Here is a 24,290-nt window from a genome sequence, read left to right on the forward strand (position 1 = left end):
CCATGACCACCCACACCACCCCCGCCCTGCTCCCGCTCCCCGCATCCGCGGCCCGCACCGCCACCACCGCGGGCGCCGCACTCGCCCTCGCCGGCACCTTCCTCGCCTGGACCTACACCGACACCTTCCCCGGAGACCTCACCGTCACCGGCTACCCCGGCGGCCTCCAGGTCCTCACCCTCGTCAGCGCGACACTCACCCTGCTCTTCGCCCTCGCCGGACACGGCATCAAGGGCCTCGGCTGGCTCACCCCCGGCGGCACCTACAGCCCCACCCGGCTCCTCGCCCTCGGCACCTTCGTCATCACCGCCTACACCGTCGTCGCCGTCATCGTCAAAAAGGACGACGAGGGCAACCTCCTCGGCCTGGTCGAACTCGAACCCGGAGCCTGGATCAGCCTCGTCGGCGCCCTCGTCGCCGTCCTCGCCTCCCTGGGGCTCCCCAGCGACCAGCCCCTCGACGACACCACCAGGCCCCACCCGCTCAACCGCTTCCTCAACAGCCTCCGCGCCCCCGCACCCGGCCGCGCCGCGGCACTCCCCGCCTGGGCCGAGATCCTCGTCATCGCCGCGTCCTTCGGCGTCGCCCTGCACGTCTTCACCTACGGCATCGACACCGAGTACGCCGAGCTCTTCATCGGCTACGTCATCGCCGTCGGCTTCGGCTTCACCGCACTCACCCGGGCCGGACTCATCGCCCGCATCACCGCGCTGACCGCCAAACACCGCAACGTCACCCTCGCCGCGGCACTCGTCGCCGCCTTCTGCTTCCCCTTCACCCAGCAGAACGAGCAGTACGCCCTCATCGGCGCGAACATCCTCATCTTCGCGACCGTCGCCCTCGGCCTCAACGTCGTCGTCGGCCTCGCGGGCCTCCTCGACCTCGGATACGTCGCCTTCCTCGGCGTCGGCGCCTACGCCGCGGCACTCGTCTCCGGCTCCCCCATGTCCCCCATCGGCGTCCAGTTCCCCTTCTGGGCCGCCGTCCTCACCGGAGCCGCCGCCTCACTCGTCTTCGGCGTCGTCATCGGCGCCCCCACACTCCGGCTCCGCGGCGACTACCTCGCCATCGTCACCCTCGGCTTCGGAGAGATCTTCCGCCTCACCGTCAACGCCCTCAACGGCGTCAGCGGCCCCGACCTCACCAACGGCTCCCAGGGCATCCCCAGCATCCCCGACCTCGAACTCTTCGGATTCGACCTCGGCACCAGCCACGACGTCGGCGGCTTCACCCTCGGCAGGTCCGCCAACTACTACCTGCTCATGCTCGTCTTCACCGCCGTCGTCGTCCTCGTCTTCCGACGCTCCGGCGAATCCCGCATCGGCCGCGCCTGGGTCGCCATCCGCGAGGACGAGACCGCGGCCACCGCCATGGGCATCAACGCCTTCCGGCTCAAACTGCTCGCCTTCGCCCTCGGCGCCACCCTCGCCGGCCTCGCCGGAACCGTGCAGGCCCACGTCTCCTACACGGTCACCCCCGAGCAGTACCAGTTCGCCGGCTCCGTACCGCCCAACTCCGCGTTCCTCCTCGCCGCCGTCATCCTCGGCGGCATGGGAACCCTCAGCGGACCCCTCGTCGGCGCCGCACTGCTCTACCTCATCCCGGCCAAACTCCAGTTCATGCAGGACTACCAGCTCTTCCTCTTCGGCCTCGCGCTCATCCTCCTGATGCGCTTCCGCCCCGAAGGCCTCGTCGCCGACCGCAGGAAGAAGCTCGAATTCCACGAGACCGGCCAGCTCGACGTACCACCGGACACACCACTCACCGACACAGCCGCCGGCACCACGAAGGCGGGGGCGTGACCACCATGACCACGACAGCCACCACCGGCACCACCGTCCTGGACGCCAGCGGCGTCACCATGCGCTTCGGCGGCCTCACCGCCGTACGCGGCGTCGACCTCACCGTCAACGCGGGCGAGATCGTCGGCCTCATCGGACCCAACGGCGCCGGCAAGACCACCTTCTTCAACTGCCTCACCGGCCTCTACGTCCCCACCGAGGGCAAGGTCAGCTACAAAGGCACCGTCCTGCCCCCCAAGCCCCACCTCGTCACCCAGGCAGGCATCGCCCGCACCTTCCAGAACATCCGCCTCTTCGCCAACATGACCGTCCTGGAGAACGTCCTCGTCGGACGCCACACCCGGACCAAGGAAGGCCTCTGGTCCGCCCTCCTGCGCCTCCCCGGCTACAAGAAGGCGGAGAACTCCAGTCGCGAACGCGCCATGGAACTCCTGGAGTTCATCGGCCTCGCCGACAAGGCCGACCACCTCGCGCGCAACCTCCCCTACGGAGACCAGCGCAAGCTGGAAATCGCCCGCGCCCTCGCCAGCGACCCCGGCCTCCTCCTCCTGGACGAACCGACCGCCGGCATGAACCCGCAGGAGACCCGGGTCACCGAAGAACTCATCTTCGCCATCCGGGACCAGGGCATCGCCGTACTCGTCATCGAGCACGACATGCGCTTCATCTTCAACCTCTGCGACCGCGTCGCCGTACTCGTCCAGGGCGAGAAACTGGTCGAAGGCACCGCCGAGATCGTCCAGGGCGACGAACGCGTCGTCGCCGCCTACCTCGGCACCCCCTTCGAAGGCGCCCCCGGCGCCGACGAGGTCGCCGAGGTCGAGGCCGCCGAAGCGGGCGCCGCGGCCGCGGCGCCCCCCGCCGACCGGACCCCCGCCGCGCCCACCCCGGCCGACGAGACCCCGGCCGACGAGACCCCGGCCGACCAGGCACCCGCCAAGGCAGACACCACCGAGACCGGCACCACCCGCACCGAAGAGGAAGAGGAGGACAACCGATGACCGCACTGCTCGAGGTCGAGGACCTCCGCGTCGCCTACGGCAAGATCGAAGCCGTCAAAGGCATCTCCTTCAGCGTCGAGGCCGGCCAGATCGTCACCCTCATCGGCACCAACGGCGCCGGCAAGACCACCACCCTGCGCACCCTGTCCGGACTGCTCAAGCCCGTCGGCGGCCGCATCCTCTTCGACGGACAGCCGCTCACCGGCGTACCCGCCCACAAGATCGTCTCCCTGGGCCTCGCCCACTCCCCCGAGGGACGCCACATCTTCCCCCGGCTGACGATCACCGAGAACCTCCTCCTCGGCGCCTACCTCCGCAACGACAAGGCAGGCATCGAGAAGGACGTCCAGCGCGCCTACGACCTCTTCCCCATCCTCGGGGAACGCCGCAAGCAGGCCGCGGGCACCCTCTCCGGCGGCGAACAGCAGATGCTCGCCATGGGCCGCGCCCTCATGTCCCAGCCCAAGCTGCTCATGCTGGACGAACCCTCCATGGGCCTCTCCCCCATCATGATGCAGAAGATCATGGAGACCATCGTCGAGCTCAAGGCGGCGGGCACCACGATCCTGCTCGTCGAGCAGAACGCCCAGGCGGCCCTCTCCCTCGCGGACCAGGGCCACGTCATGGAGGTCGGCAAGGTCGTCCTCTCCGGCACCGGCGCGGACCTCCTGCACGACGAGTCCGTCCGCAAGGCCTACCTCGGCGAGGACTGAGCCCCGCGTACGGCGAAGGCCCGCACCCCGTTCGTCCGGGGTGCGGGCCTTCGCCCTGAGCCGTGTGCCTGTACGGGCTACTCGGCCGCCTTCTTCTTCTCCTCGGCGTCCTCGATCAGCGCCTCGGCGAGCTGCTGCATCGACATCCGGCGGTCCATCGACGTCTTCTGGATCCACCGGAACGCGGCCGGCTCGGACAGGCCGTAATCCGTCTGCAGGATGCTCTTGGCCCGGTCCACCAGCTTCCTGGTCTCCAGCCGCTGGGCCAGGTCCGCGACCTCGCTCTCCAGCGCCTTCAGCTCCGCGAACCGGGACACGGCCATCTCGATCGCCGGCACCACGTCGCTCTTGCTGAACGGCTTCACCAGGTACGCCATCGCCCCGGCGTCCCGGGCCCGCTCCACGAGGTCGCGCTGCGAGAAGGCGGTGAGCATCAGGACCGGGGCGATGGACTCCTCGGCGATCTTCTCGGCGGCGGAGATCCCGTCCAGGACCGGCATCTTCACATCGAGGATGACGAGGTCCGGCTTGTGCTCCCGGGCGAGGTCGACGGCCTGCTGCCCGTCCCCGGCCTCGCCGACGACCGAGTAGCCCTCTTCCTCCAGCATCTCTTTGAGGTCGAGGCGGATGAGCGCCTCGTCCTCGGCGATGACGACGCGGGTCGTCAGCGGCGGGACGTGCGACTGGTCGGCGTCGACGGCGTCTTCGGGCTGGGGCGACTCGGGGGTGGTCACGGGGGCTCCTTGTTCCAGGGCAGGCAGTGCCGCGAAGCAGCCTACCTACCTGTCGCGTCCAACGGTCACCAGGTACACTTCTCACGGTCACTGAGCCGGGTTGGCGCAACTGGTCGACGCGGAGGTCTCAAACACCTCTGTCCGAAAGGACGTGTGGGTTCGAATCCCATACCCGGCACAGCAGAAGCGGATGTTCACATTCTCGTGAACATCCGCTTTTCGGTACTTACGGCATCGTCTCGCGATTCAGAATCGTCGCACGCGTTTCCACGGATCGTTCTCGCAGTCCGGCAGCAGAGCATTGTGGACGCGTACCCGTGGGATTTCGTACGCGGTCTCGTCCATTCCGACGGCTGCCGGAACACCAACTGGACCACCCGCATCGTCGCAGGCGAGCGCAAGCGCTACGAGGATCCCCGCTACTGGTTCACCAACGTCTCCGACGACATCCGGCGGCTGTACACCGACACCCTCGACAAGCCAGGCGTCGAGTGGACCCACTGCACCCGCGCGGGCAAGGAGTACAACATCTCCGTAGCCCGACGGGCGTCCGTCGCCCTCATGGACGCGCACGTCGGGCCGAAGCACTGACGACCGTCACTTCGGGCTGTCGTCCTCGCCGATGTGGTGCACCCGCACCAGGTTCGTCGTGCCGGCGATCCCGGGAGGCGAGCCCGCGGTGATCACCACGACGTCCCCCTTCCTGCAGCGACCGATCCGCAGCAGTTCCTCGTCCACCTGCGCCACCATCGCGTCCGTCGAGTCCACGTGCGGACCCAGGAACGTCTCCACGCCCCACGTGAGGTTCAGCTGGGCGCGGGTGGCCTCGTCCGGGGTGAAGGCGAGGAGCGGGATCGGGGAGCGGTAGCGGGAGAGGCGCTTGACCGTGTCCCCGCTCTGGGTGAAGGCGACCAGGGCCTTGGCGCCGAGGAAGTCGCCCATCTCCGCCGCCGCGCGGGCGACCGCGCCGCCCTGGGTGCGGGGCTTGTTGCGGTCGGTGAGCGGCGGGAGTCCCTTGGCGAGGATGTCCTCCTCGGCGGCCTCGACGATGCGCGCCATGGTGGCGACGGTCTCGATGGGGTACTTGCCGACGCTGGTCTCGCCGGAGAGCATGACGGCGTCCGTGCCGTCGATGATCGCGTTGGCGACGTCGGAGGCCTCGGCGCGGGTGGGCCGGGAGTTGTCGATCATCGAGTCGAGCATCTGGGTGGCGACGATGACCGGCTTGGCGTTGCGCTTGGCGAGTTTGACGGCGCGCTTCTGGACGATCGGGACCTGCTCCAGGGGCATCTCGACGCCGAGGTCGCCGCGGGCGACCATGATGCCGTCGAAGGCGGCGACGATGTCGTCGATGTTGTCGACGGCCTGCGGTTTCTCGACCTTGGCGATGACGGGGAGGCGGCGGTTCTCCTCGTCCATGACGCGGTGGACGTCCTCGATGTCGCGTCCGGTGCGGACGAACGAGAGGGCGATGACGTCGGCGCCGGTGCGCAGGGCCCAGCGGAGGTCGTCGATGTCCTTCTCGGAGAGTGCGGGCACGGAGACGGCGACGCCGGGGAGGTTGAGTCCCTTGTGGTCGGAGACCATGCCGCCTTCGATGACGGTGGTGCGGACGCGGGGTCCGTCGACGCCGGTGACTTCGAGGGTGACGCGGCCGTCGTCGACGAGGACGCGTTCGCCGGCGGTGACGTCGGCGGCGAGGCCGTCGTAGGTGGTGGAGCAGGTGTGGCGGTCACCTTCGGCGGGTTCGGTGGTGATGGTGAAGGTGTCACCGCGTTCAAGGAGTACGGGACCTTCGGCGAAGCGGCCGAGGCGGATCTTCGGGCCTTGAAGGTCGGCGAGGATTCCGACGCTGCGGCCGGTCTCCTGGGATGCCTTGCGTACGTGGTGGTATCGCTCTTCGTGTTCGGCGTAGGTGCCGTGGCTGAGGTTGAGGCGGGCGATGTCCATTCCCGCTTCGACCAATGCCTTGATCTGGTCGTATGTGTCGGTTGCGGGGCCCAGGGTACAAACGATTTTCGCTCGGCGCATGGTTCGAGCGTAGACCTTACCTATGGGTAGGTATGCGGGTCCGCATGACAGGCCAACGGCCTTTGGATGAAGGGTTATTGACAACTGTTGAATTGTGCGGCGGGGTGCTCCGATGAGCGGTCCGGGAGGGGCGGGGGTGGCTGGTGGTCACCAGATCGCAACCTGCGCGGGGTGTTGCGGGTGGTGGTGGCTGGGCCAGAATCTACGCGCGTTGTTCGAACAGAAGAGGGAGTGAAGCATGCCGCTGAACCGTAGGACGTTTCTGGGCAGTTCGGCCGTTGCCGGTGCGGGCGTGGCGCTGGCGGGAGGGGCTGCCGCCGGGCCGGCGGTGGCTGCCGGGGCGAAGGGGCACGGTCACGGCCGTCCGGCGCAGCGGTACTCGTTCACGGTGATGGGGACGACGGATCTGCACGGCAACGTGTTCAACTGGGATTACTTCACGGATCAGGAGTTCGACGACGCGGCGCACAACGATGTGGGTCTGGCGAAGATCTCGACGTTGGTCGAGCGGATCCGCAAGGAGCGGGGCCGGCGCAACACGCTGTTGATCGATGCGGGTGACACGATCCAGGGCACCCAGCTTTCGTACTATTACGCGAAGATCGATCCGATCACGGCGCGGCGCGGTCCGGTGCATCCGATGGCGCGGGCGATGAACCGCATCGGTTACGACGCGGCGGCACTCGGTAATCATGAGTTCAATTACGGGATTCCGGTGCTGCGGAAGTTCGAGGAGCAGTGTGATTTTCCGCTGCTCGGTGCGAACGCGCTGGATGCGAAGACGTTGCGGCCGGCGTTCGCTCCGTATGTGATGAAGCGGATGCGTACGCCGCAGGGGCGTGATGTGCGGGTGGCGATCCTGGGGTTGACGAATCCGGGGATCGCGATCTGGGACAAGGTCAACGTGGGCGGGAAGATGGTGTTCCCGGGCCTGGAGGAGCAGGCGGCGAAGTGGGTGCCGAAGCTGCGGTCGATGGGTGCGGATGTGGTGATCGTGTCGGCGCATTCGGGTTCGTCGGGTACGTCGTCGTACGGTGATCAGTTGCCACACGTCGAGAATGCGGCGGGTCTGGTGGCGGAGCAGGTGCCGGGGATCGACGCGATCCTGGTGGGGCACGCGCACGCGGAGATTCCCGAGCATTTCGTGGTGAACAAGAAGACGGGGAAGCGGGTCGTTCTCTCGGAGCCGTTGAAGTGGGGGCAGCGGTTGACGCTGTTCGATTTCGATCTGGTGTGGGAGAAGGGTCGCTGGGTGGTCGAGAAGGCCGGTGCCGAGGTGCTGAACTCGAACACGGTGGAGGAGGACAGGCGGATCACGTCGCTGCTTTCGGCGGAGCACGCGAAGGTGGTGGCGTATGTGAATCAGGTGATCGGTACGTCGGTGGCGGCGATGTCGACGGCCGAGGCGCCGTGGAAGGACGAGCCGGTCATCGATCTGATCAATCTGGTGCAGGCCGAGACGGTGAAGGGGGCGCTGGCGGGTGGGGAGTACGCGGAGTTGCCGGTGCTGTCGCAGGCGGCGTGTTTCTCGCGTACGGCGTCGATTCCTGCGGGTGAGGTGACGATCAAGGATGCGGCGGGTCTGTATCCGTTCGAGAACACGTTGGAGGCGCGCCTGCTGACGGGTGCGCAGTTGAAGGATTACCTGGAGTATTCGGCGCGGTATTACGTGCAGACGGCGGCGGGTGCTCCGGTGGACACGTCGAAGCTGACGAACGCCGAGGACATTCCGGATTACAACTACGACGTGGTGTCGGGTGTGACGTACGACGTGGACATCGCGAAGCCCGCGGGGTCGCGGATCGTCGGGTTGTCGTTCGAGGGGGCGCCGGTGGATCCGGCGGCGCGGTTCGTGTTCGCGGTGAACAACTACCGTGCGAGCGGTGGGGGCAACTTCCCGCATGTGCCGGGTGCGAAGCAGTTGTGGGCGAATTCGGATGAGATCCGGAACACGATCATCGCGTGGGTGCAGGCGAAGGGTTCGGTGGATCCGGCGGAGTTCGCGTCGGTGGACTGGCGGCTGACGCGGGACGGTGTGCCGGTGTTCTGAGGCCGGGTCGGTTGACGTGACGGCTCGTCGGTTCGTCCGGCGGGCCGTTCCGTACGTGCGGGGGCGGCGGCGGGGGGCTCTTCGGGCCGGATACCGCCGCCGGTGGGCCCCGGCGGGTGGTGGGTGAGGCGGGCGGTGGGTGAGGATGCGGCCTCCGGCGAGTACGGCGGTGCGGGTGGCGGCGTTGTTCCGCCCGGAGTCGCTGGTGGAGGTGGAGGCGTTCGCCCTGCTTCCGGAAGTGGCCGGGTAGGGGTGCTGTTCTCGGCGTGGTGGCGGCCGTCTCCTTCGGGAGGCGGCCGCCGTCGTGTGTGCGGGGGGCGGGTCAGACGTGGGTCCCGGGCGGGTGGGGGGCCGGGTGGCCGGGGCGGTGGTGTGCGTGGGTGCGGGGGTCGTGCTGGCCGGGGATGTGGGGGGCGGGGTGGGGGGTGAGGCCGAAGGTGGTGAAGGCGGTGCGCCGCGGGAGGCGGTAGGGGGTGGTGCCGGTGAGGTTGTTGAGGATGGTGGCGCTGCGCCAGGCGGCGAGGCCGAGGTCGGGTGCGCCGACTCCGTGGGTGTGGCGTTCGGCGTTCTGGACGTAGATGTTGCCGGTGATGGCGGGGTCGAGGTCGAGGCGGAAGTCGGTGTCGATGCGGGGGCGTCCGCGGCTGTCGCGGCGGAGGTGGGGGGCGATGCCGGTGAGGAGGGTGTCGAGGGGGCGTTCGCGGTATCCGGTGGCGAGGACGACGGCGTCGGTGGTGAGCCGGCTGCGGGTGGCCTGCTGGATGTGTTCGAGGTGGAGTTCGATGCGGGCGCTGTCGTCGGAGCGGCGGCCTGCGGTGCGGACGGTGACGCCGGGGGTGAGGGTGGTGTCGGGCCAGCCGCCGTGGAGGGTGCGGCGGTAGAGCTCGTCGTGGATGGCGGCGATGGTGTCGGTGTCGATGCCCTTGTGGAGTTGCCATTGCTGCGGGACGAGGGCGTCGCGTACGTGTTCGGGCAGGGCGTGGAAGTAGCGGGTGTAGTCGGGGGTGAAGTGTTCGAGGCCGAGCTTCGAGTACTCCATGGGGGCGAAGGCCTGGGTGCGGGCGAGCCAGTGGATCTTCTCGGCGCCGTGGGGGCGGGCGCGGAGGAGGTCGAGGAAGATCTCGGCGCCGGACTGGCCGCTGCCGATGACGGTGATGTGGTCGGCGCCGAGGAGCGTGTCGCGGTGGTGGAGGTAGTCGGCGGAGTGGATGACGGGGGTGTCGGGTGCGTCGGCGAGGGGGCGCAGGGGTTCGGGGATGAAGGGTTCGGTGCCGACGCCGAGGGCGATGTTGCGGGTGTGGGTGCGGCCGGGGGTGCCGGTTTCGCCGTCGGGGTGGAGGCGGGTGTAGTCGACGTCGAAGTGGGCGTGGTCGGGGTTCCAGCGGATGGTGTCGATGCGGTGGTGGAAGTGGGTGGTGGGGAGTTGTTCGCTGACCCAGCGGCAGTAGGCGTCGTATTCGGCGCGGTGGATGTGGAATTGCTCGGCGAAGTAGAAGGGGTAGAGGCGGTCGCGGGTGCGGAGGTAGTTGAGGAAGGTCCAGGGGCTGGTGGGGTCGGCGAGGGTGGTGAGGTCGGCGAGGAAGGGGACCTGGAGGGTGGCGCCGTCGATGAGGAGGCCGGGGTGCCAGTGGAAGGCGGGGCGTTGTTCGTAGAAGGCGGTGGTGAGGGGGGTGCCGGGGATGTTGTGGGCGAGGGCGGCGAGGGAGAGGTTGAAGGGGCCGAGTCCGATGCCGATGAGGTCGTGGGGCCGGTTGCCGTCGGGGGTGGTCCGGTCGGTCATCGGGGGGTGCTGCCTTCCGTGGTGGCGCCGGTGTGGGCGTGGGTGACGAGTGCGAGGAGGCGCTGGAGGTCTTCGGGGGTGGTGTGGGGGTTGAGGAGGGTGGCTTTGAGCCAGAGGCGGTCGTCGGCGTGGGCGCGGCCGAGTACGGCGTGGCCTTGGGTGAGGAGGGTGCGGCGGATGGTGGCGACGGTGGTGTCGTCGGCGTCGGTGGGGCGGAAGAGGACGGTGCTGATGGTGGGGCGGTCGTGGAGGTCGAGTGCGGGGTGCCGGTCGACGAGGTCGGCGAGGTGGTGGGCGGTGGCGACGGTGCGGTCGACGAGGTCGGCGAGTCCGTCGCGGCCGAGGGCCTGGAGGGTGACGGCGATCTTGAGGGCGTCGGGTCGTCGGGTGGTGCGGAGCGAGCGGCCGAGGAGGTCGGGGAGGCCGGCGTCGGTGTCGTCGTCGGCGTTGAGGTAGGGCGCGTGGTGGTGGAGGGGGGCGAGGTCGTCGTGGCGGGGGACGGCGAGGATGCCGGCGGACGCGGGTTGCCAGCCGAGTTTGTGCAGGTCGAGGGTGACGCTGTGGGCGCGGTGGAGTCCGTGGAGGGCGGCACGGTGGGTGGGGCTGAAGAGGAGGGGCCCGCCGTAGGCGGCGTCGATGTGGAGGTCGGCGCCGTGGGTGGTGGTGAGGTCGGCGATGTGGTCGAGGGGGTCGATGCGCCCGGTGTCGGTGGTGCCCGCGGTGGCGGTGACGAGGAGGGGGCCGGTGAGGGTGGTGAGGGCGTCGTGGAGGGCGGTGGGGTCCATGACGCCGCGGGGTGCGGGGATGACGACGGGGCGTGGGAGGCCGAGGATCCAGGTGGCGCGGGTGACGCTGTGGTGGGCGTTGGCGGCGCAGACGGTCTGGATGGGGCCGTGGCGTTCGCGGGCGAGGAGGAGGGCGAGTTGGTTGGCTTCGGTGCCGCCGGTGGTGACGACGGCGTCGGGGCGGGGGGTGTGGGGGTAGATCTCGGTGGCGAGTGCGGTGGTGAGGGCGGTTTCGAGGGCTGAGGCGGCGGGGGCCTGGTCCCAGGAGTCCATGGAGGGGTTGAGGGCGGAGGCGGCGAGGTCGGCGGCCGCGGCGAGGGCGAGGGGCGGGGTGTGGAGGTGGGCGGCGCAGTGGGGGTGTGCGGGGTCGGCGGCGCCTTCGGCGAGTGCGGTGACGAGGGTGCGGAGTGCGTGGTGGGCGCCGGTGCCGTGGTCGGGGATGAGGGGGCCGGTGGTGGTGTGGGTGTGGTGGGTGACGGTGTCGGGTCCTCCGGCGGGGAGGGGGCCGCCTCGGCGGGCGGCGCCGTCGTGGAGGGCGGTGAGGACGGTGTCGAGGAGGGGGCGCAGGTGGGCGGGGCCTGCGGTGCCTCCGGCGAGGGGCGGGATGGGCATGGGTGGCGGGGTCCTTCGGGTGGGTCGGGGTGGTCGGGTGGGGTGGCCGGGTGGGGTGGGGTCCGTGTTTCGTGTGGGGCGGCCGAAGAGCCCAACGAGTGGGACCGGAAAGGGGTATTGGTGTTCGGGTGGGCGGGTGGCGGGGTGGTTCGCTGGTATCAGTGTGCGCTCTTCGTACGACTGTGCCCGGTCTCCCTGGTCGGTGGGGAGGCCGGGCACGGTGCGGGTGCGGGGTGGTGGACGCCGGGGTCTCCGGCGGGTGCGGGGTGGTGGGTGCCGGGGGGTCTCCGGCGGGTGCGGGCGGGTGGGTCAGTGGGCGTCGCGTACGGCGAGGGCGCGGCGCAGGTCGTCGAGTTGGTCGGTGAGCTTGCGGAGCAGCGCGGGGGTCAGGGCGGGGTCGTCGAGTGCGGCGGTGCCGGTGGTGAGGTGGTCGGTGTCGATGGCGTGGGCGGGGAAGGCGTGGCGTCCGGCGGCTTCGGCGATGGCGGGGCCGCGGCGGGCGGCGAGTGCGGTGGCGTCGGGGTAGTAGCGGTGGACGTAGTCGTGGAGGAGCTCGCTCTGTTCGGGTTGCCAGAAGCCCTGGGCGGTGGCGGCGAAGAGGTAGTTGGACAGGGTGTCGTCGTGGAAGAGGGCGTTCCAGGCGGTGGCTTTGGCTTCGGGGGTGGGGAGGGCGGCGCGGCAGCGGGCGGCGCCCTCCTGCCCGGTGGCGCTGGGGTCGTCGGCGAGTTCTCGGGCGATGGTGGTCTCGTCGGTGGCGCCGAGGACGGCGAGGCGGGTGAGGATGCGCCAGCGGAGTTCGGGGTCGAGTTCGGGTCCGCCGGGGACGGTGCCGTCGTGGAGCCAGTCCTGGATGGCGTCGGGCTGGGTGGCGACGTCGATGAAGTGGCGTACGGCGATGAGGCGGAGGCCGGGGTCGGTGCCGTGGGTGTCGGTCTCCCAGTCCTTGGCGGTGAGGCCTTCGGTGCGGCGGAGGAGGTCGCGGCAGAGGGCGGCGAGGGTCGTGAGGGCCGCAGGGCGTTCGCCGGGGGTGAGGTAGCGGTCGGCGATGTGGGTGGTGGCGAAGGTGAGGACGCCCTGGACGAGGGCGAGGTCGGTCTCGTGCGGGAGGTGAGTGCGGGCGGCGGTGAGGTAGACGCCGGAGTGGAGGTGGCCGTCGCGGACCATGTCGCGGGCGGTGTTCCAGACGACGGCGCGGGTGAGGGGGTCGGGGATGCCGCTGAGGTGGGCGAGGGCGGTGTCCCAGGACGTGGGGTCGAGGCGGATCTTGGCGTAGGTGAGGTCGTTGTCGTTGAGGACGACGAGGTCGGGGCGCCGGCCGGGCCGGGTGGTGGGGGTGCCGTTCTGCGGGACGTCGGTCTCGAAGCGTTCGCGCAGGACGAGGCGGCCGGTGCCGGACTGGGTGTCGAGGGCGTGGTCGTAGGCGCCTACGGCGATGCGGTGGGGGCGGGTTCCGTCGTGGTCGACGGTGAGGCTCCATCGGTGGCCGGTGTCCTCGACGTGGGCGGTGAGGGTGTCGGCGCCGGAGGTGCGGAGCCAGTCGGCGGCCCAGGTGTGGACGTCGCGGTCGGTGGCGGTGGCGAGGCTGTCGATGAAGTCGGCGAGGGTGGCGTTGGCGAACTTGTGCCGGGCGAAGTGGGTGTTGATGCCGGCGAGGAAGTCCTTCTCGCCGAGCCAGGTGACGAGTTGGCGGAGGGCGGAGGCGCCCTTGGCGTAGGAGATGCCGTCGAAGTTGAGGAGGGCGGAGGCGGTGTCGGGTACGGCGTCGGGGGCGACGGGGTGGGTGGAGGGGCGCTGGTCGGCGTCGTAGCCCCAGCCCTTGCGGGAGACGCCGAAGTCGGTCCAGGTGTCGGTGAAGCGGGTGGCTTCGGTGAGGGTCTGGTAGCCCATGTACTCGGCGAAGGACTCGTTGAGCCAGATGTCGTCCCACCAGGTGAGGGTGACGAGGTCGCCGAACCACATGTGGGCCATCTCGTGGGCGATGACCATGGCGCGGGTCTGGCGTTCGGTGTCGGTGACGGCGGAGCGGTAGATGAATTCGTCGCGGAAGGTGACGAGTCCGGGGTTCTCCATGGCGCCGGCGTTGAATTCGGGGACGAACGCCTGGTCGTAGGAGTCGAAGGGATAGGGCTCGTCGAACTTCTCGTGGTAGCGGTCGTAGAGGGCGCGGGTGAGGGTGAGGATCTCGTCGGCGTCGGTGTCGAGGTGGGGGGCGAGGGAGCGGCGGCAGTGGATGCCGAAGGGGATGCCGGCGTGGTGGGTGGTGACGGAGTGCCAGGGGCCGGCGGCGACGGCGACGAGGTAGGTGGAGACGGGTGGGGTGGTGGCGAGCGTCCAGCGGCCGTCCCCGGTCCGTTCGGCGGTGCTGTTGCCGAGGACGGTCCAGTCGTGGGGTGCGGTGACGGTGATGTCGAAGACGGCCTTGAGGTCGGGCTGGTCGAAGGCGGCGAAGACGCGCTGGACGTCGTCGAGGAAGAGCTGGGTGTAGAGGTAGGTCTCGCCGTCGGCGGGGTCGGTGAAGCGGTGCATGCCTTCGCCGGTGCGGGAGTAGCGCATGGTGGCGTGCACGGTGAGTTCGTGGGGGCCGGCGGTGAGGTGGTGCAGGGGGTAGCGGTTGTCGTCGAGGTGGTGGGGGTCGAGGGGCTGTCCGTCGAGGCTGAGCGCGTGCAGGGTCTCCGGCTTGAGTTCGACGAAGGTGTCACCGGGGGTGCGGGTGGTGAACCGGATGGTGGTCCGGGAGGTGAAGGTGTCCTCGCCTGTGGTGACGTCGAGGTCGACGGTGTACCGGTGTACGTCGATGAGCTGGGCACGGGTCTGCGCTTCTTCGCGCGTCAGTACGGACATGGGCCCATGCTGCCGTAACGGCGCCGGGGTGTGCAGGAGGTTCTCGCAGGGCTGACGGCCGGCTCGGTGGGGGCGGCGCGGGTGGCCGGGTGGGCGTGACGTCCGGTCCGCTGCCCGTACCGGGTGAGGGCGGGTGGTCCGCGACGGGGCGGGCGGTACGGGCCGCCGGACGGCGTCCCCCGCGCCCTCCCCCGCCGCGCCCTTCCCCGGGGAGGGCCGCGACGTCCGGTCCCGGTGGGATCCGGCGTCAGGCGCCCGGTGTCCGGGGCTGCTCCCCCGCCGACTGTTCGGCGATGCGCTCGTGGTGGCGGATGACCTCGGCGACGATGAAGTTCAGCAGCTTCTCGGCGAACGCCGGGTCGAGCTTGGCGCTTTCGGCGAGCTGGCGCAGCCGGGCGATCTGGCGGGCCTCGCGGGCGGGGTCGGCGGGCGGCAGGTGGTGTTGCGCCTTGAGGTGGCCGACCTGCTGGGTGGCCTTGAAGCGTTCGGCGAGCATGTGGACGACCGCGGCGTCGATGTTGTCGATGCTTTCGCGCAGGCGGTTCAGCTCCGCCCGTACGGGCTCGTCGATGTCGTTCATGGTCGTCGAGCTTAGACGGTGTGGGCGGGGGGCGGTCACGGGTGTCCGGGTCGCGGACCGTGGCCGGGCGGGGTGTCGGGGGTGCCGCGTCCCTGCTGTTCGCGGAAGCGGACGGGGGCGGTGCCGACGCGCCGGGCGAACAGCCGGGAGAAGTAGGCCGGGTCGTCGTATCCGACGCTGCGGGCGACGGCGGCGACGGGGAGGTCGGTGGCGGCGAGGAGTTCCTTGGCCCGGCCGAGCCGGATGTTCAGCAGGTACTCCTTGGGGCCGACGCCGGCTCCGCGGCGTACGGCGGTGCGCAGTGCGGCGGGGGTCATCTGGTGGCGGGCGGCGTGTTCGGCGACGGTGAGCGGGCGGAACGCGTCGCGGGCGAGGGCCTTGAGGACCGGGTCGCCGTCGGGGGCGACGTCGGCGCGGGAGCGGCGCAGCGAGACGAGGAGTTCGTGGACGGCGGCGCCCGCCTCGACCTCCTGGAGGGGGCGGGCGCGGTGTGCGGCCTGGACGATGCGGCCGATGGCGGCGCGGGGTCCGGAGGTGTCGGTGAGGGGGACGAGGGGGCGGTCGGGTTCGATGTAGCCGAGTTCGGTGTAGGTGGTGGTGGCGGGGCCGGTGAAGTCGACGAAGTTCTCGTCCCAGCCGGCGGGGCCGGGGCCGTAGTGGTGCGGGGTGCCCGGGGTCAGCCAGATGAGGCTGGGTGCGGTGACGGCCAGTCGTCGTCCGTCGGGGGTGATGAACCAGCCGCTGCCGGAGTTGATCACCATGGCGACGTGGTGGTCGAGGGTGCGGGGCCCGACGACGGGCAGGGTGCCGTGCTGGAGGCCGACACCGAGGCAGGCGAGGCCCAGGCGCTGGTGGAGTGCGCTGGGGGTGAAGAAGCGCATCCAGATGTGGTGCACCGGTCGTTCCCCTTCCCTGCGGGACGCTGTGTGTCCAAGCAGTGGTGATCTTTCTCCATGGACGGGCCGGGCGCCAGGGGGGAGTCTGGTGGCCGACACGCGATCGGCACACGGGAGCACGCGGCACGATGACCGGTTTCACGGTGGTGGACGACCACTTCTCGCTCGACGGCAGGCCGGTGCGGCTGTTGTCGGGGGCGATGCACTATTTCCGGGTCCATGAGGCGCAGTGGGGGCACCGGTTGTCGATGCTGCGTGCGCTGGGGCTCAACTGCGTGGAGACGTACGTGCCGTGGAATCTCCACGAGCCGTCGCCGGGGGTGTTCCGTGACGTGGGGGCGCTGGGCCGGTTCCTGGACGCGGTGCACGACCAGGGGTTGCTGGCGATCGTGCGGCCGGGGCCGTACATCTGCGCGGAGTGGGAGAACGGCGGGCTGCCGTCGTGGGTGACGGGGCGGTTCGGCCGGCGGGTGCGGACCCGGGACGCGGGTTACACGGCGGCGGTGGAGCGCTGGTTCGGGGAGCTGCTGGGGCAGGTGGTCCGGCGGCAGGTCTCGGCGGGCGGTCCGGTGGTCATGGTGCAGGTGGAGAACGAGTACGGGAGTTACGGCTCGGACCTGGTCCATCTGCGGGAGCTGGCGGGGCTGTTGCGCCGGTCGGGGGTGGACGTGCCGCTGTTCACGTCGGACGGGCCGGAGGACCACATGCTGTCGGGCGGTTCGGTGCCCGGTCTGCCGGCGACGGCCAATTTCGGGTCGGGGGCGCGGGAGGCGTTCGGGGTGCTGCGCCGGCACCGGCCGCGGGGGCCGCTGATGTGCGCGGAGTTCTGGTGCGGCTGGTTCGAGCACTGGGGGGCCGAGCCGGTGGCGCGTGATCCGGCGGAGACGGCGGGGGCGCTGCGGGAGGTCCTGGAGTGCGGTGCGTCGGTCAATGTGTACATGGCGCACGGGGGGACGAACTTCGCGGGGTGGGCGGGGGCGAACCGTGCGGGGCCGCTGCAGGACGGGCCGCTGGCGGCGACGGTGACGTCGTACGACTACGACGCGCCCGTCGACGAGTACGGGCGGGCCACGCCCAAGTTCTGGGCGCTGCGCGAGGTGCTGGCCGGGTACGCGGACGGGCCGCTGCCCGAGCCGCCGCCGGAGCCGGTGGGGCTGGGGCGTGCGGTGCGGGTCGCGCTGGCCGAGGGGGCGCCGCTGCCGGCGGTGCTGGAGGCGCTGGGTGATCCGGAGGGCGGGCCGTACGGTGTGCCGCCGACGTTCGAGGACCTGGGGGTGGACCGCGGGGTGGTGCGGTACGAGGTGGAGGTGCCGGGTCCGCGCCGGCCGTATCCGCTGGGCGTGCGGGGGCTGCGGGACCGGGCCGTGGTGTACGTGGACGGGGTGCGGGCCGGGGTGCTCACCGAGGAGGACCACACCCTGGCGGAGCCGGTGGCGGGACCGGCCCGGGTGGAGTTGTGGGTCCAGTCGCTGGGGCGGGTGAACTACGGGCCGCGGCTGGGTGAGCCGAAGGGGGTCACCGGCGGTGTGCTGCACGAGCGGCAGTATCTGCACGGGGTGCGGGCGCGGGCGCTGCGGCTGGACGCGTTCGGGGAGCCGGGCGCGGTGGACGGCCGGGTGCCGTTCGGGGACGTGCGGGAGACGGGGCCGACGGGCCTGTTCCGGGGGTTCTTCGACCTCGCGGGTGTGGCGGGGACGGACCACGCGGGTCTGGAACTGCCGGGGTGGGCTTGCGGGTTCGTCTGGGTCAACGGGTTCTGCCTGGGCCGCTACCGGTCGGTGGGGCCGCAGCGGACGCTGTACGTGCCGGGCCCGGTACTCCGCGAGGGTGTCAACGAGGTGTGGGTGCTGGAGCTGGAGGAGGCGGGGGCGCCGTTCGCGGAGCTGGGCCCGGGGGCGCCGGTCAGGACGGGCGCCCCCGGGGTCGGTGCCGGGTGAGCGGTCAGAGGGTCGCGGCGGCCGATGCGATGGCCGAGGCGAAGGTGGAGACCTCGGTGTAGACGCCGGGGTAGCCGGCGCGTGCGCAGCCTTCGCCCCAGCTGACGATGCCGACCTGTATCCACGCTCCGGCGTTGTCCTTGCGGAACATGGGGCCGCCGGAGTCGCCCTGGCAGGTGTCGGTGCCTCCGGTGCTCACGTATCCGGCGCAGAGTTCCTCGGCGGGCACGAGGTCGCTGCCGTAGGCCTGCCGGCAGGCGGTGTCGGAGACGTAGGGGACGTTCGCCTTGAGGAGGTAGCGCTGCTGGCCGCCGCCCTCGGTGGCGGCGCCCCAGCCGGCGATGGTGAAGGTGCCGGTGTTGTAGGCGGTGGTGGTGGCGATCTTCAGGGTGGGCTGGTCGATGGGCTGGGCGAGCTTGATGAGCGCCCAGTCCTTGCCCTTGCCGTTGTAGCCGGGCGCCTGGAGGACCTTGGTGGACTTGACCTTGACGGCGCTCGCGGACTGGAGGTCGACGACTCCGGCGGTGGCGGTGATGGAGGTGTTGTTGCCGGAGCCGTTCACACAGTGCGCGGCGGTCAGCACGATGTTCGGCGCGTAGAGGGCGCCGCCGCAGCCCATGGAGAGGCGGACCATGAAGGGGAATTCGCCCTGGGCGGCGCGGGTGCCGCCGACGACGGGCGCGGGGGCGGCCGAGGCGGCGGAGGGCTGGAGGCTCAGGCCGGCGAGTGCGACGGCGGCGACGACGGAGCATCTCTTGAGGGCGCGCAGAAGCTGCTTCAACTGACTGCCTGCTTTCGGGTGGGGGGTGGCTGGAGGGGGCCGCAGGCATGCGGGTGTCCGGGTCCGGAACGAAGACACTAGTCATGCCCGCGACAAGAACGGGTCCGATTATCGGGATGGGATGACCGCTCACACAAGGCATGCTTTTCGGCCAGGACCGGCGCCCCCGCCAACCCGTACGCCACGGCGCGCGTCCCCCTACAGTGAGGTGCACCGGTTGCCGTCGACAGGGGGTCCGGACGTGAGTGAAGCCGGCGGTGGCGGCGGCCCGGTCGTGCACGGGTTCCCCCACCTGGACACCGTCCGGTCCGCGATCACCGCGCTCTACCGGCGGCTGACCCCGGACGGTGTGCACACGTACGCCACCTCCCTCGTCCCCGCGGACGCCGCGTTCGCGGACACGGACGACCTGTACCCCGGCGCCCAGCGGGTGGCGCACGCCCTGGTCGAGCACCTGCGGCTGCCGCAGGCCCGCGTCGTCGTCGGCTTCCGGCGGATGGAGCACGCCGCCTCCGTCGAACTCACCGCGGGCCCCGAGTACTTCGTCGAGCTGAACGACCGCTTCCGCACGCACCGCAGGGACATCGGGGCCGCGCTGGCCCACGAGATCACCCATGTCCTGCTGCACCGGCTGGGCCTGGAGTTCCCCGGGACCCGCGCCAACGAGATCCTCACCGACACGGTGACGGCCTATCTCGGCGCGGGCTGGCTGCTGCTGGACGCCTTCCGGCAGGACGCGACGTCCAGTCAGAAGCTGGGCTACCTGACGCCGGAGGAGTTCGGGTACGTCCTCGCGAAGCGGGCGCTGGCCTTCGGCGAGGACCCCTCGGTGTGGTTCACCAGCCCGCAGGCGTACACGGCGTACACCGAGGGCCGGGCGAAGGCACTGGGCGACCTGCGCCGCCCGCCGCTGACCACCGCGGGCCGGCCGGGCCGCCGCCGCTACGCCCGGGACCGGCGCCGTGCCCTCGATCACCCGGGTCCCGGCACCGGCGCGGCACCGGGCGAGGGGTACGCCTTCGAGGACGGCCCCGACGGTCTGCGGGTCTCGTTCGCGTGCCCCACCTGCCACCAGCGGGTCCGTGTCCCGGTCCGGGGCCGGGTGCGCGCCCGGTGCGGGCTGTGCCGGACGGTTCTGGAGTGCGACACCTGAGCGACGGGGACCGTTCCGGTTCGCCGTAGGGTCGTTGCATGAAGAACGAACCTGCCGGTGACGCGCACAGCCTGTTCGAGGCGCTGTACGAGGGCGACAGCGCCGTCGTGCGGGCGTTGAGGGCCGGCGCGTCCGCGGAGGCCCGCGACGAGGACGGGACCAGCGCCCTGTACCTGGCGTCCGTACAGGACCTGCCCGGCACGGTGCGGCTGCTGCTGGCCGCGGGCGCGGACCCGGACCGGCCGAGCGGCCCGGACGAGGGCGACCTGCCGCTGTGCGGGGCGGCCTGCGGCGGCCACACCGAGGTGGTGGAAGCACTGCTGGCGGCCGGGGCGGACCCGGACCTGCGGGAGGACCTCGGCTTCACGGCACTGCGCTGGGCGGCCGGCCTGGGGCATGCCCGGATCGCGGAACTGCTGCTCGACCAGGGGGCGGACCCCGGCCTGCCCGGCCCTCGGGACGAACCGCCGCTGGTGGTCGCGGCCCGCCGGGGGTCGCTGCCGACGGTGCGGGTGCTGCTCCGTTACCGCGCCCCGGGGCTGGCACAGGCGCTGGAGGAGGCCCGGCGGATGCTGACGGTGGACGTCGAGCAGGAGTTGCTGCGCTCCCTGGAGGCGCTGCACGGTCCCGGTCACGAGAGCGCGGTGCGCCGCGCACCGGTGCCGGGCGGGGTCCTCGTCACGGTCGAACTGCTGCGGGACGGTACGCCGTTCGCGGGTCAGGACCAGGAGACGGGGCACGGCGCGATCGCCACGCTGCTGGAGGAGGAGCTGGGGCTGCACGCGCCGTTCGAGGAGCTGGCGGTCCGGGCCCTGCGCGGCCGGGACCCCGGCCTGGACGACTGGCGGGAGACGGTCAGGGTGCTGCGGCTGCGCGGCGACGAGGAGACGTTCCAGGCCGCCGCCGCCTGGGCGGCCGACGCGGACCCGCTGCGGCAGATGCTCGGCGCCCAGGTGCTGGCCCGGCTCGGCTTCCGGGAGGACGAGAAGCCGTTCGCGGCCCGGGCGGTACCGCTGCTGCGGATCCTGGCCCGCGACGCCGTCGACCCGGCGGCGGCCGAGGCGGCGACCCGCGCAATCGACGCCTACGCGCCCCGTGCCACCGCGCCGTGACCCGCGCCCGACGGGACGGAAGTCCCAGGACGCGCGACGGAGAGGGACTACGGCTCGGGCCCGTTACACGGCGGCGCCGCGCGGCCTAGCGTCTCGGCCATGGATACGTCAGGCACCCTCGACGAGGCACTCCTACGACTGCACCACTGGGGCCCGGAACGGCTCGGACGCCTCACCAACCACGCGCCGATGGCGGTCGAGGCCCTCGCCTCGCACGGGCAGGGGCGGTCCGTGCACCGCTGGCTCGACACCTACGCGGACAAGCTGGAGGAGTTCCCGCCCGGCCTGGAAGCGGTCACGGCGGAGAACTGGCGCGGCGCCCTCGGTGATCCGCGCCGCGCCGCCGACTGGATCGGCCACTTCGGGCACGAGATCGCCGAGCAGCCCTGGCGCGAGGTGCTCACCCGCTGGTGGCCCCGCCTCCTGCCCGGCATGTACGGAGGGTCGACGCATCCGGTGATCCGGGTGGGCCACGCCGTCCGTACCCTGCTGGCGGGCGAGCCCACCGGGCCGCGGCTGGCCGAGCTCGCCCACGGCCTGGGCTACTGGGCCGCGCGCCACCGGCCGGTCGCGGACCTGGAGCCGCTGCCCGGCGCCGACAGCGCCGCCGCCGCCCTCGACGCGGTGCCGCCCCTCGCCGTACGGGAGGGGGGCTTCCCCGACCGCCTGGGCCGGGTCAGGAGCCTGCCGGTGTGGGCGGCGTCGGTCTCGGACCCGGATGCGGCTCGGCGGCACCTGGCCGAACTGGTGCGGGCGGCCACCCACCGGTACGCCACCCACGGCCACGGCGACGCGACGATGCTGGTGCACGCCGCCACGGCACCGAACGCGGTCCTGCGGACCCTGCCCGCGCTCCCCCGGCGGCTGTGGGTGCCGAGCCTGCGGGCCACGTGGACGGCGTCCGCGGCCGTGACAGCCATGTACGCGCCCAACACGCCGGTCGTGTACACCGCGCCGGGCACCTTCGGTCCGGAGGAGGTCTTCGAACGGGCCCTGGCGCACGGCGACGAGCACGTCATCAAGCTGACCGACACGGCCCTGGACGTCGGCGACGACCGGGCCCTGGCGGCGGCGCTGCGCTCCGTCGAGCTGAGCGAACCGCTGCGCTGAGAGCGCCGCTCCCCCGCCGTCTCCCGTCACCGGGGCCTTCCGTCAAGGGAGGCACCGAAACGGCCCGGAGGACCTGCCCCGAGACGGGTCAGGTCCTCCGGGCCGTCATCGGCCGTCCGCGTGGCGGGTCAGGCGGCCCGGCGGCCACGCGCGGGCGCGCCGTCGGCGCGGCCGGAACCGGCCCGGCGGGCGGTGCCGCCCGCACCACCGCGTGCCGCGCCACCGCGCGTGGCACCGGCGCCCGAGCCCCCTCGGGCGCCGCCGCCCTGCGTGGCGCCTCCGGCCGCTCCGGTACCCGTGCCCGTGCGGCGGCGTCCCCGGCCCCGGCTGCCCGAGCGGGGCGCGCCGGCCGCACCGGCGGCCCCGCCGCGGGCGCGCGGCGCCGGCTGCGTCGGCTGCGGCACCTCGACGACGACGGCGACGCCGGACGGCTCACGGGCGCCCGTGATCCGGCTGAGCTCCTCGTCGCTGGACTTGATCCGGGTGGTGCGCGGCGCGATGCCCGCGTCCGCCATCAGCCGAGTCATCTCCCGCTTCTCCTCCGGAAGCACCAGGGTGACGACGCTGCCGGACTCCCCGGCGCGGGCGGTGCGTCCGCCGCGGTGGAGGTAGTCCTTGTGGTCGGTCGGCGGGTCCACGTTGACGACCAGGTCCAGGTCGTCGACGTGGATGCCGCGTGCCGCCACGTTCGTCGCGACCAGCGCGGTGACCTGGCCGTTCTTGAACTGGTCCAGGGTCCGGTTGCGCTGCGGCTGGGACCTGCCGCCGTGCAGGGCCGCGGCGCGCACACCGCTGGCGAGCAGCCGCTTGGCGAAGCGGTCGGCGGCGCGCTTGGTGTCCACGAACATGATCACCCGGCCCTCCCGGGCGGCGATCCTGGTGGCGACGGCCTTCTTGTCCGTCTCGTCCGCCACGTGCAGCACGTGGTGCTCCATGGTGGTGACGGCGCCCGCGGACGGGTCGACGGAGTGCACGACCGGGTCGGTGAGGAACATCTTGACCAGCCGGTCGATGTTCTTGTCGAGGGTCGCGGAGAACAGCATCCGCTGTCCGTCCGGCTCGACCTGCTTGAGCAGGGCGACGACCTGCGGCATGAAGCCCATGTCGGCCATCTGGTCGGCCTCGTCGAGCACCGTGACGGTGACCTCGTCGAGACGGCAGTCGCCGCGCTCGATGAGGTCCTTGAGCCGGCCCGGCGTGGCGACGAGCACCTCGGCGCCCCGGCGCAGCGATCCGGCCTGGCGGCTGATCGACATGCCGCCGACGACGGTGGCGACGCGCAGGTTCACGGAGGTCGCGTACGGCGTCAGCGCGTCGGTCACCTGCTGGGCGAGCTCGCGGGTGGGGACGAGGACCATGGCCAGCGGGGCGTGCGGCTGGGCGCGGCGGCCGGCGGTACGGGCGAGCAGCGCCAGGCCGAAGGCGAGGGTCTTGCCGGAGCCGGTACGGCCGCGGCCGAGGATGTCGCGGCCCGCCAGCGAGTTCGGCAGGGTGGCGCCCTGGATCGGGAACGGCTCGGTCACCCCCTGCGCGGCGAGGGTCTTCAGCAGCGCGCCCGGCATGTCCAGCGCGTCGAACGTGTCGGCGGCGGGCAGCGCGGGGGTGAGGGTCTCGGGCAGGGCGAACTCGCCGCCCTGGGCGGGTACGGACTTGCGGCGGGGCGCGCCGCGGCCGGCTCCCCGGGGGTTCTGCTGCGACCGGTCGGTGCCGCGGCCCTTGACGGGGCGGTTGCGGGTCGGTCGGTCCTGGCGTTCGAAACGGGTCATACGGAATTGCCCTCCTGGGGGATTCCTGGGTTTCTGCCGACTGCAGCGGACTGCTTGATGTGCGCCCCAGGATGCGAGCACGGAGCAGTTGTCCCCGGGTACGGAGACGCCGGGTACGGAGTGAGCCGGAAACAGCACAAACCGGGGCCCGCACCGTGAAGGTGCGAGCCCCGGCTGCGAGGTACGCGTCCGGAGATTAGGCCGGGACGATGTTCTCCGCCTGCGGGCCCTTCTGGCCCTGCGTGACGTCGAAGGAGACCTTCTGGCCCTCCTGGAGCTCACGGAAGCCCGAGGTGGCGATGTTGGAGTAGTGGGCGAAGACGTCGGCGCCGCCGCCGTCCTGCTCGATGAAGCCGAAGCCCTTTTCCGAGTTGAACCACTTCACGGTTCCAGTAGCCATGTCATTCTCCTAAAAGAGGTGCAGTGCCGGAAATCCGCACTTTACGGATTCCAAGTCGCCGCATTGAGCCCCATCCGGAGAAAGCCGGAAAACAATAAAGCGCCTGAAGGAAGTTCCCGTCAGGCGCACATAATGTTCATGGGTACCAAAACTGCAACTCGGCAACCGTAGCACGTTCTGGCCGTCTGCGGTGGATCATGACGCCC

Annotated in this window: 18 protein-coding genes, 1 tRNA gene and 2 pseudogenes; 11 read left to right on the top strand and 10 right to left on the bottom strand. The window is 71.4% G+C overall.

Annotated features, from left to right (window positions below; translation table 11 throughout):
• Positions 1-2 precede the first annotated feature (2 nt).
• From SACTE_RS07030 to SACTE_RS07040, 3 genes are read left to right on the top strand one after another with little or no spacing between them, the layout of a single operon-like run.
• Positions 3-1,802, top strand: coding sequence for a branched-chain amino acid ABC transporter permease (locus tag SACTE_RS07030; protein WP_014045334.1), 1,800 nt, complete (start codon positions 3-5; stop codon positions 1,800-1,802).
• Positions 1,799-2,803, top strand: coding sequence for an ABC transporter ATP-binding protein (locus SACTE_RS07035; RefSeq protein ID WP_014045335.1), 1,005 nt, complete (start codon positions 1,799-1,801; stop codon positions 2,801-2,803). Before SACTE_RS07030 ends, SACTE_RS07035 begins: the two co-directional genes overlap by 4 nt.
• Positions 2,800-3,516 carry an ABC transporter ATP-binding protein gene (locus SACTE_RS07040; RefSeq protein ID WP_014045336.1) on the top strand — a complete coding sequence of 239 codons (717 nt, stop codon included), beginning with the start codon at positions 2,800-2,802 and terminating at the stop codon, positions 3,514-3,516. The genes SACTE_RS07035 and SACTE_RS07040 overlap by 4 nt, the downstream gene beginning before the upstream one ends.
• A 77-nt stretch (positions 3,517-3,593) precedes the next feature.
• On the opposite strand, the gene SACTE_RS07045 is transcribed toward SACTE_RS07040, so the two are convergent.
• Positions 3,594-4,250: a response regulator gene (locus SACTE_RS07045; protein WP_014045337.1), complete on the bottom strand. Its 657-nt coding sequence runs from the start codon at positions 4,248-4,250 to the stop codon at positions 3,594-3,596.
• 94 nt (positions 4,251-4,344) lie between these two features.
• Here SACTE_RS07045 and SACTE_RS07050 point away from each other — a divergent pair.
• Together SACTE_RS07050 and SACTE_RS07055 are read left to right on the top strand one after the other, a co-directional pair.
• Positions 4,345-4,428 (top strand) — tRNA-Leu (locus tag SACTE_RS07050).
• A 113-nt stretch (positions 4,429-4,541) separates the two neighbouring features.
• Positions 4,542-4,841 (top strand): annotated as a pseudogene (locus SACTE_RS07055) (helix-turn-helix domain-containing protein); the annotation flags it as partial.
• A gap of 6 nt (positions 4,842-4,847) precedes the next feature.
• On the opposite strand, the gene pyk reads toward SACTE_RS07055, so the two are convergent.
• On the bottom strand, positions 4,848-6,281 hold the full coding sequence (gene pyk, locus SACTE_RS07060) for a pyruvate kinase (RefSeq protein ID WP_014045338.1): 1,434 nt from the start codon (positions 6,279-6,281) through the stop codon (positions 4,848-4,850).
• 238 nt (positions 6,282-6,519) lie between these two features.
• On the opposite strand from pyk, the gene SACTE_RS07065 reads away from it, so the two are divergent.
• On the top strand, positions 6,520-8,331 hold the full coding sequence (locus SACTE_RS07065; RefSeq protein WP_014045339.1) for a 5'-nucleotidase C-terminal domain-containing protein: 1,812 nt from the start codon (positions 6,520-6,522) through the stop codon (positions 8,329-8,331).
• A gap of 148 nt (positions 8,332-8,479) precedes the next feature.
• Positions 8,480-8,581 (top strand): annotated as a pseudogene (locus SACTE_RS34890) (RidA family protein); the annotation flags it as partial.
• 72 nt (positions 8,582-8,653) lie between these two features.
• Here the strand turns inward: SACTE_RS34890 and SACTE_RS07070 are convergent.
• From SACTE_RS07070 to SACTE_RS07090, 5 genes are all read right to left on the bottom strand, one after another.
• Positions 8,654-10,111, bottom strand: a complete 1,458-nt coding sequence (locus SACTE_RS07070; protein WP_014045340.1) for a SidA/IucD/PvdA family monooxygenase — start codon at positions 10,109-10,111, stop codon at positions 8,654-8,656.
• Positions 10,108-11,508: a pyridoxal-dependent decarboxylase gene (locus SACTE_RS07075; RefSeq protein ID WP_014045341.1), complete on the bottom strand. Its 1,401-nt coding sequence runs from the start codon at positions 11,506-11,508 to the stop codon at positions 10,108-10,110. The genes SACTE_RS07070 and SACTE_RS07075 overlap by 4 nt, the downstream gene beginning before the upstream one ends.
• Positions 11,509-11,817: 309 nt before the next feature.
• Positions 11,818-14,349 carry an aminopeptidase N gene (gene pepN / locus SACTE_RS07080; RefSeq protein WP_014045342.1) on the bottom strand — a complete coding sequence of 844 codons (2,532 nt, stop codon included), beginning with the start codon at positions 14,347-14,349 and terminating at the stop codon, positions 11,818-11,820.
• Between the two features lie 247 nt (positions 14,350-14,596).
• Positions 14,597-14,929 carry a chorismate mutase gene (locus tag SACTE_RS07085; protein ID WP_014045343.1) on the bottom strand — a complete coding sequence of 111 codons (333 nt, stop codon included), beginning with the start codon at positions 14,927-14,929 and terminating at the stop codon, positions 14,597-14,599.
• Positions 14,930-14,964: 35 nt separating this feature from the next.
• Positions 14,965-15,825 carry an AraC family transcriptional regulator gene (locus tag SACTE_RS07090; protein WP_019992784.1) on the bottom strand — a complete coding sequence of 287 codons (861 nt, stop codon included), beginning with the start codon at positions 15,823-15,825 and terminating at the stop codon, positions 14,965-14,967.
• A 128-nt stretch (positions 15,826-15,953) separates the two neighbouring features.
• Here SACTE_RS07090 and SACTE_RS07095 point away from each other — a divergent pair, with 128 nt between their 5' ends.
• Positions 15,954-17,762, top strand: a complete 1,809-nt coding sequence (locus SACTE_RS07095; protein ID WP_014045345.1) for a beta-galactosidase family protein — start codon at positions 15,954-15,956, stop codon at positions 17,760-17,762.
• Positions 17,763-17,766: 4 nt separating this feature from the next.
• Here the strand turns inward: SACTE_RS07095 and SACTE_RS07100 are convergent, their stop codons facing one another.
• A complete protein-coding gene (locus SACTE_RS07100) occupies positions 17,767-18,543 on the bottom strand; it encodes a serine protease (protein WP_014045346.1) in 777 nt (258 codons plus the stop codon).
• 241 nt (positions 18,544-18,784) lie between these two features.
• Here SACTE_RS07100 and SACTE_RS07105 point away from each other — a divergent pair, with 241 nt between their 5' ends.
• From SACTE_RS07105 to SACTE_RS07115, 3 genes are all read left to right on the top strand, one after another.
• On the top strand, positions 18,785-19,696 hold the full coding sequence (locus SACTE_RS07105) for a hypothetical protein (RefSeq protein ID WP_014045347.1): 912 nt from the start codon (positions 18,785-18,787) through the stop codon (positions 19,694-19,696).
• 38 nt (positions 19,697-19,734) lie between these two features.
• Entirely contained in the window at positions 19,735-20,808 is a 1,074-nt protein-coding gene (locus tag SACTE_RS07110; protein WP_014045348.1) for an ankyrin repeat domain-containing protein, read from the top strand.
• Positions 20,809-20,907: 99 nt separating this feature from the next.
• Entirely contained in the window at positions 20,908-21,918 is a 1,011-nt protein-coding gene (locus tag SACTE_RS07115; protein ID WP_014045349.1) for a questin oxidase family protein, read from the top strand.
• 128 nt (positions 21,919-22,046) lie between these two features.
• Here the strand turns inward: SACTE_RS07115 and SACTE_RS07120 are convergent, their stop codons facing one another.
• Positions 22,047-23,684: a DEAD/DEAH box helicase gene (locus SACTE_RS07120; RefSeq protein WP_014045350.1), complete on the bottom strand. Its 1,638-nt coding sequence runs from the start codon at positions 23,682-23,684 to the stop codon at positions 22,047-22,049.
• Positions 23,685-23,880: 196 nt separating this feature from the next.
• Entirely contained in the window at positions 23,881-24,084 is a 204-nt protein-coding gene (locus SACTE_RS07125; protein ID WP_003969786.1) for a cold-shock protein, read from the bottom strand.
• Positions 24,085-24,290: the final 206 nt, after the last annotated feature.

The sequence above is a fragment of the Streptomyces sp. SirexAA-E genome (genome assembly GCF_000177195.2).
Lineage (GTDB): Bacteria > Actinomycetota > Actinomycetes > Streptomycetales > Streptomycetaceae > Streptomyces > Streptomyces flavovirens.